Below are 7373 nucleotides of genomic sequence, written 5' to 3' on the forward strand. Positions count from 1 at the left end.
TAAGCTCCTTACGACCTTGTTAATTATCTTTGCCAACATGCAGAATCGCTAAGAAAGCTTCTTGAGGCAGTTCAACATTTCCGACCTGCTTCATGCGTTTTTTACCTTCTTTCTGTTTCTGCAATAGCTTTTTCTTACGACTGACGTCACCACCATAACATTTCGCCAGTACATTTTTACGTAACTGCTTAACGGTAGAACGCGCAATAATGTGAGTTCCTATGGCAGCTTGAATTGCAATGTCAAATTGCTGGCGTGGAATCAACTCTTTCATTTTTTCCACCAGATCACGTCCACGATATTGAGAATTGTCACGGTGAGTAATCAAAGCCAGAGCATCAACGCGCTCACCGTTAATCAAAACATCCACACGAACCATGTCTGAGCTCTGGAAGCGGATAAAATTATAATCCAGAGATGCATAACCACGAGATGTTGATTTCAAGCGGTCAAAGAAATCCAGAACAACTTCAGCCATTGGGATTTCATAAGTCAGAGCAACCTGATTGCCGTGATAAACCATATTGGTCTGCATACCACGCTTTTCCACGCAGAGTGTAATGACATTACCAAGATATTCTTTCGGCAACAACATATGACATTCTGCAATCGGCTCACGCAGTTCCCCAATATTATTTAATGCCGGCAACTTGGATGGACTATCAACATAGATAATATCACCACTGGTTGTCTCAACTTCATAAACAACTGTTGGAGCCGTTGTGATCAAATCGAGATCATATTCACGTTCCAAACGTTCCTGAATGATTTCCATATGCAGCAATCCGAGGAAACCACAGCGGAAACCAAAACCCAATGCGGTAGAGCTTTCTGGTTCATAGAATAATGAAGCGTCATTTAAACTCAATTTACCCAATGCATCACGGAATGCTTCATAGTCATCAGAACTAATTGGGAACAGCCCCGCATAAACTTGCGGTTTAACCTTTTTAAAACCAGGAAGTGATTTTTCCGCAGGATGGCGTGCAGTTGTCAATGTATCCCCAACTGGTGCCCCCAGAATATCTTTGATGGCACAGACCAACCAGCCTACCTCACCACAATTCAATACATCACGATCAATGCGTTTCGGTGTGAAGATTCCCAGACGGTCAGCGTTATATACCTGCCCTGTACTCATTACTTTGACTTTATCACCTTTGCGCAAAGTACCGTTTTTAACGCGGACAAGTGAAACAACGCCAAGGTAATTATCAAACCATGAGTCAATAATCAGAGCCTGCAATGGTGCATCAGGATCGCCCTCTGGTGAGGGTATCTCTTTCACCAGACGCTCAATAACGTCTTGTACACCGATACCTGTTTTTGCAGAACAACGAACAGCATCTGTTGCATCAATACCAACAATATCTTCGATTTCTTCAGCAACACGCTCTGGTTCAGCAGCTGGGAGGTCAATTTTGTTCAGAACCGGAACTACTTCCAGATCCATTTCTATGGCGGTATAGCAGTTAGCCAATGTTTGAGCTTCAACACCCTGACCCGCATCAACAACCAACAATGCACCTTCACAAGCAGCCAGTGAACGGGAAACTTCATAAGAGAAGTCAACATGCCCTGGCGTATCGATAAAGTTTAATTGGTAGACTTGCCCGTCATTTGCCTTGTAATCAAGAGTTACACTTTGTGCCTTGATCGTGATTCCACGTTCACGTTCAAGATCCATTGAATCCAGTACTTGTGCTGCCATTTCACGATCGGACAACCCCCCACAGATTTGAATAATCCGGTCAGATAGCGTGGATTTACCGTGGTCAATGTGGGCGATAATGGAGAAATTTCGTATTTGCTTCATTATTTAATCTTTTTTGCCTTAATATTTCTGAATCACTCGCCTATGGACACACTGATCGACATAAAGCGACAATTTATTGGTTTGGCCACCGGCCTGAGGAGCCGTATTCTACATGCCAAAACAGTGAAAACCTAGTCATGCCTATGGTTTTCAGTATGACCCAGTCGTTTTCAGTATGATAAATAAAGTTGAAACTCGTATGGTAAAACAGATTATTCTTGCTGTAGAACCTTAATCGCATCAGGAGGTAAACCAATTTGCAACACTACAGGCTGGTACGTTTGCAGATTATCCCAATACGCAGCAATCTTGCGGGCAATGAAGAAACCAGCGATTCCACCGCCAATTCCTCCTAGACATATCCATAATTGATCCATCGTCCAAGATTGGAAAAGAGCAGATCCCAAAAACAGTCCCAATAACGGTGTCAGATAAACCAATATGGCTGAACGTAGCAAGCTGCTTTCAGGAATACCTACTTCAACTTTCTGACCTGGTTGAAGTGGTTGAGAGATCTCCAATTCCAACTGATGGATGCTTTCTGGCCCTATTTTCTCCAGTAAATAAGAGCCACAGGCTGCTTTAGCCTGACAACTGCCGCAGCCTGAAGATGAACCGTAACGTAATAATGCACGGCCTTTTTGCCAACGGACAACAGTTGCCCATTCTTTAATCATTAGTTTTCTCCTGTAAACGTCACGCTTGCTGCAATTTGTTCGGCTGTTGCGAAAGGCAGTTCACCAATGACTGTTATACTATTTTTACCTCTGGCCAAAGTATAAACCGTTCTCCTGCCTTGTCGAAATAGTTGTTTATCAACCACCTTTTTATTTGAGTTCATGACATTTACAGAAAAATTAAACAACCCATCACTATACATGATGGATTGCAACCATTCTGTCTCTGATAGCTTTCGGCTGTTACGGGAAATTTCTTTGAAGCCATCAGGCACTCCTCCAACCAGCCAATTAAACGTTAACTTATCAGATGGTGGGATAAGTAACATAGGCGGTAATTTCAAATCTATAATCGCGCTGAGTTCCGTTTTAATATGGTCATTCACTGTTAATGACACGACACGGAATTGCTCGATGACTGTTGTATTATCCCTATCCAATAGATCTATCAACAAGGGAAGGTGATTTTTATCATCAATCAGAAGATTATAGTTATAGCGGGATTCATCTTTCGATATGATGCGTACAAAACTCACGGGATGGTCACCAACGTGCGTACTTCCCGCATCAATGAAGCGATAAAATTTCTGCAAATGTGCAAAATCAGCAAAGATAATCGGTGGAAGGTAGTCGACAATATGAGTGCCACGGATACTAAATGAATCCAGCCCTGGCTCGTAATAACTAATTTGGTTACCACGCTGGATGATTTCTCTACGTGAACCATCCATTTGTATGATTTGGGCAATAGCTTGCTCATCAATCATGGCATGACGGTAACGTAAGGGTACGAGGAATCGCCGCTCCAAGTTGATGAAGCCAAGCTCATAATCCAGCGTCTGTACTGCCTTACTCATATCCTGCAACAAAGCCCCAGCGCTGCTTTGCTGCGCTGGGGCTCTTAGAGGATTAATCAGGCTACTTGATAATAAAAAAATGAAAAGCCAAGTACGTTTCATTACTGTTATCGTGGACCATTGTTAATTAACTATTATTGTTAACTTATTGCTGTGACTATTGTGATACTTGCTCTTCAAGAAGCTGATTAGCCTGTGTGACATCACGATTTCTTTCAAAGTGAATTCGGCGGTCGAGTTCATATTGCTGCAACATCGCATCAATTCGTTTATTACTTTCACGCACTCGCATATTCAAATCACTACCGAAAGTTTCTTCTTCGGCTGGAGTCGCTAAACCAACTGTTGACGTTGCACCCATCACAGGTAATGTATTAAAAGCCGGTGCCTCAAATTGGTTCTCTGTTTCAGAATTACTATCGTTATTATAGTGCTGGACGCCGATAATCACGCTCAGAGATACACAAGCAGCAACACCAATTTGTGTAATTTGGCTCTTCCATGTGCGGATTTTGTTCCAGAATGGCATGTTCGCCCATGTTTCGGGCTTTGGCTGAGATTCCGGAACAGCCGCTGGATTAATGTGAACGGGTTCTTTTTCAAGAGCCAAAGCTACTTGACTCGCAATATCCAAATGTAATACATCCCCCACATCACCACGCAGCACATCACGTACAAGATGATATCTTTCCCACTGTTTCTGCATGATCGCATCTTCAGAGACCAAATGAACTGCTTCACTATCAAGAGCTTCTCCATCCATTAATGCGGAAAGTTTCTCTCTTTGCATGCCAAAGTACCCTTAAATATTATTTTGTCCCACTACTGTTGGATCAGTGGTTGAACTTTATTATCAATGGCTTCCCTTGCCCGGAAAATTCGTGAACGTACAGTGCCTACAGGACATTCCATGATGTCGGCTATTTCTTCATAGCTCAACCCATCCAACTCCCTCAACGTAATCGCTATCCTTAAATCTTCCGGGAGCGATTCAATAGTACGGAAAACCACTTCCTTTAATTCTTCAGACAACATTAAGTTCTCAGGGTTCGAAATTTCTTTCAATGAACTTGATGTATCATAATTTTCTGCGTCGTTGGCATCCAGATCATTGGATGGCGGGCGACGTCCCTGAGCAACCAAATAATTTTTCGCAGTGTTGACGGCAATACGGTACAGCCATGTATAAAAAGCGCTGTCCCCCCGGAAAGAAGAAAGTGCCCGATAAGTCTTGATGAAAACCTCTTGAGCAACATCAGGTACATCGCCTTGAGGTACGTAACGAGCAATCAGACTCGCTACTTTGTGCTGATATCTTATCACCAGCAAATTAAATGCTTTTTGGTCACCCTTCTGGACCCGTTCAATCAGCATTTGATCCGTTAACTGCTCGCTCATCCGAGGTTCACTCTCCTGAGGTAAAACTCCACATTTATACTTAAAATAAACCAATATATGTTCTGATTTCCCGAACAAGCATGACTTTGAGTATGAATTCGCTGTGAAGTTCAACTTTAGCTGTAATTTTATATTACAACCACCTGTTATTCTCGTATTACACTTCTTGTATTTTATTAATTATAAATGAGATTAATTTTCGTGATATTTACTCAGCGCTGCATTGAGCTACACAATATGAGGAATGCAATCTACTGGATATCTATTGAATACCTAGTACAAATCATAGTCTCTATTTCACTGAACACGTGATTTTAATCTGAGAAAAAGAAAATTCTTATTCCATTACACCGAAAAATCTGGTTAACCATCTCAATAGTTCTATATATTATCAATAATAAAGGTAAAAATCTGTTACTAACTGACGGAATTCGTCTGAATATGCACCATCCGAGGAGCGAATAGTTAATTCACACACTTGTACTTCCTGTTCTTGCAAGGATAACCCCAGCAATAGGCGATGCAATGGCTTATCCTGCCTATCACGGACATTAACTCGGAAATGGGTAAACCATCCCAAATCTGATGCCATTTTTTCAAATTGTTCACCAATCTCATAAGGCAGTACCAGACAAAATAATCCCGTCGGTGTAATCAATGCTTGCACACATTCCAATAATCCTTGATGTGTCAATGATGACGTATAACGGGCCTGATTGCGTGCTTCGTTTCGACATGCAATAGCAGGCTCAAAATAGGGTGGGTTGCTAACAATCAAATCGTATTGGGAACTCATTTCATGTAATTCATTTTGTGCTAACTCATTTTGTTGGATATGCTGTCGCACGAAATCATGAATATCCTGCTGATGTACTGTAATACGGGAAGGCCACGGTGATTGCTGCATGTTACCAACTGCCTGCGTTGCAGCAAGAACATCCAGCTCCACCGCATCAATAATGATATCTCCTTTTGTACGCTGAGCTATCATCAAGGCAATTAAACCGCTGCCACATCCGATATCCAGACATCTTTTCCTGTTATATACTGGTGCCCAGGCTCCCAACAATACACCATCCGTCCCGACTTTCATTGCACATTTATCATGTCCAACAAAAAACTGTTTAAATGTAAAACCACCACAGCGAAAAGTGGGTTTCTGTATCAATGCCATAACACATATCTGCTGAAATTAAAATTTGTCATAGCATAAATCTTATGGCCGAAGGATAAAAGCAACCTGCCCATCGGATGCTTTTATAGGATGAAGAATGCGCCTAACCTGTTTATAATCGGTAGAATGACATTATAAATCAATTTGATATATTATTAAGGGGTGCTATTGGGGTGCTATAATGAACGTAGCACCCAGTGGCTCTTGAGGGGTTATTACAAGATTATTTTCTTTTAAACTGTATCCTCTCCAGTTCTTTCACGGCAAGCTCTCTTTGTTCGTCAATATATTCGGCGAGATCATGCAAATGAACGATTCGTGGTGACTTTTGGCTATCGTTCATTTTGTAGGTTGGGATTTTTAGTTTGCCCTCGTTAGCCTTACGTTCTGCCGTTGTCGGACTTAGCTTAAGATATTTCTCAGCTATAACTGATAATGGGATTTGCGATGTTTCAAACTCCGCCATTAATAGAAACACTGTATTCATTTTCACTTTTCCCCTCCTTTCTGATAACCGTTCTCCATAATTGCTTTCGCCACTCCTGCTGGAGTTGCCTTATCACTCCATGTTGCATCAAAAATAAGGCTGTTCAGTTCCGTACTGAGAATGTCATCCAAATTTCTTGGCCTTTCGGAGTAGGGCATCTCATCGGGCACCCCATTCATAATGTCGATAATGAGTTCAGCGATTTCCTTTTCTCCCCGTGCTGGCTTGCGGTATCCGGCCTGCCATACTGCATCGGTGATATCAGCAGGATCACCCCAGACCGAAGCGATGATTTGGGTGAGGTGGAATGAGTTATTGATCATGACTGGCTCTTCTCCATCAATTCACTCGGTATCTCAACCTCGTCGCCCAATTTTGCAGCGACTACAGCGCGGCAAATGGCGATTTGTGGCGTGTTGCCTGTTTGCGTTTTAAAAATAGAAAAATCATCAATTAACACTACTCTACAATTTGCCACCCAATGATCGCCTCTAAATGCCATGTGAGTTAAATTGTCGATGTATTTATCAATCAACTGCCCACACTGCGCCCAATCGGTTGAGGGTTTAAATGAATAATACCTGCTGTTTTTATCTACAAAATGTCCGCTGGGTAATTCTAGAAAACCTTCATTATTAATTTCTGCTCCGAGAGCCAAACACACAGCCCAATCCAACGCCCGTCCCGTCAGTTCCGATGTTTTGATTTTCATCTCAATTCTCCTGTGTTACTGGTGCGGGGATATCATCCATGTAGCACCAGTGGGTGACTTCTGAATTATCGTGTTTTGTCCATTCGTCTTTGTCAGAATCCCACCAGTCATAGCCTATGCTGGTTATGGATTGACCATATCCTCCGGTGTAGGTGTAATAAACAAGGCATAGAGGGCTAAAGCCGCCATCATCCTCTGGCATTCTTTCTTTGACACTGACCCAAGGAATTCCTTGAGTTTTCTTGTTTTCAT

General features: G+C 42.1%; 10 protein-coding genes. All 10 read right to left on the bottom strand.

The window, feature by feature from the left end; all coding sequences use genetic code 11:
- Nucleotides 1–19: 19 nt before the first annotated feature.
- Complete coding sequence (gene lepA, locus BM135_RS07255; protein WP_092519108.1) at nucleotides 20–1816, bottom strand: translation elongation factor 4; 1797 nt, start codon at nucleotides 1814–1816, stop codon at nucleotides 20–22.
- A 212-nt stretch (nucleotides 1817–2028) separates the two neighbouring features.
- Nucleotides 2029–2493, bottom strand: a complete 465-nt coding sequence (rseC, locus tag BM135_RS07260) for a SoxR-reducing system protein RseC (RefSeq protein ID WP_092519109.1) — start codon at nucleotides 2491–2493, stop codon at nucleotides 2029–2031.
- Complete coding sequence (gene rseB, locus BM135_RS07265; RefSeq protein ID WP_092519110.1) at nucleotides 2493–3452, bottom strand: sigma-E factor regulatory protein RseB; 960 nt, start codon at nucleotides 3450–3452, stop codon at nucleotides 2493–2495. Before rseB ends, rseC begins: the two co-directional genes overlap by 1 nt.
- 55 nt (nucleotides 3453–3507) lie before the next feature.
- Nucleotides 3508–4140, bottom strand: a complete 633-nt coding sequence (gene rseA / locus BM135_RS07270) for an anti-sigma-E factor RseA (protein ID WP_092519111.1) — start codon at nucleotides 4138–4140, stop codon at nucleotides 3508–3510.
- A 32-nt stretch (nucleotides 4141–4172) separates the two neighbouring features.
- The gene (rpoE, locus tag BM135_RS07275) at nucleotides 4173–4748 is read right to left on the bottom strand and encodes an RNA polymerase sigma factor RpoE (RefSeq protein WP_045971797.1); all 576 of its coding nucleotides are present in this window, start codon (nucleotides 4746–4748) and stop codon (nucleotides 4173–4175) included.
- 391 nt (nucleotides 4749–5139) lie between these two features.
- On the bottom strand, nucleotides 5140–5922 hold the full coding sequence (trmN, locus tag BM135_RS07280) for a tRNA(1)(Val) (adenine(37)-N(6))-methyltransferase TrmN (RefSeq protein WP_092519112.1): 783 nt from the start codon (nucleotides 5920–5922) through the stop codon (nucleotides 5140–5142).
- 223 nt (nucleotides 5923–6145) lie between these two features.
- Entirely contained in the window at nucleotides 6146–6409 is a 264-nt protein-coding gene (locus tag BM135_RS07285) for a pyocin activator PrtN family protein (RefSeq protein ID WP_092519113.1), read from the bottom strand.
- A gap of 2 nt (nucleotides 6410–6411) precedes the next feature.
- Nucleotides 6412–6732, bottom strand: a complete 321-nt coding sequence (locus tag BM135_RS07290) for a hypothetical protein (RefSeq protein ID WP_092519114.1) — start codon at nucleotides 6730–6732, stop codon at nucleotides 6412–6414.
- A complete protein-coding gene (locus BM135_RS07295) occupies nucleotides 6729–7121 on the bottom strand; it encodes a phage protein NinX family protein (RefSeq protein ID WP_092519115.1) in 393 nt (130 codons plus the stop codon). Before BM135_RS07295 ends, BM135_RS07290 begins: the two co-directional genes overlap by 4 nt.
- A gap of 1 nt (nucleotide 7122) precedes the next feature.
- Nucleotides 7123–7373, bottom strand: a 251-nt coding sequence (locus tag BM135_RS07300) for a DUF551 domain-containing protein (RefSeq protein WP_139204080.1), incomplete at its 5' end; no start/stop codon positions are given.

The organism is Xenorhabdus japonica (genome assembly GCF_900115195.1).
Taxonomy (GTDB): domain Bacteria; phylum Pseudomonadota; class Gammaproteobacteria; order Enterobacterales; family Enterobacteriaceae; genus Xenorhabdus; species Xenorhabdus japonica.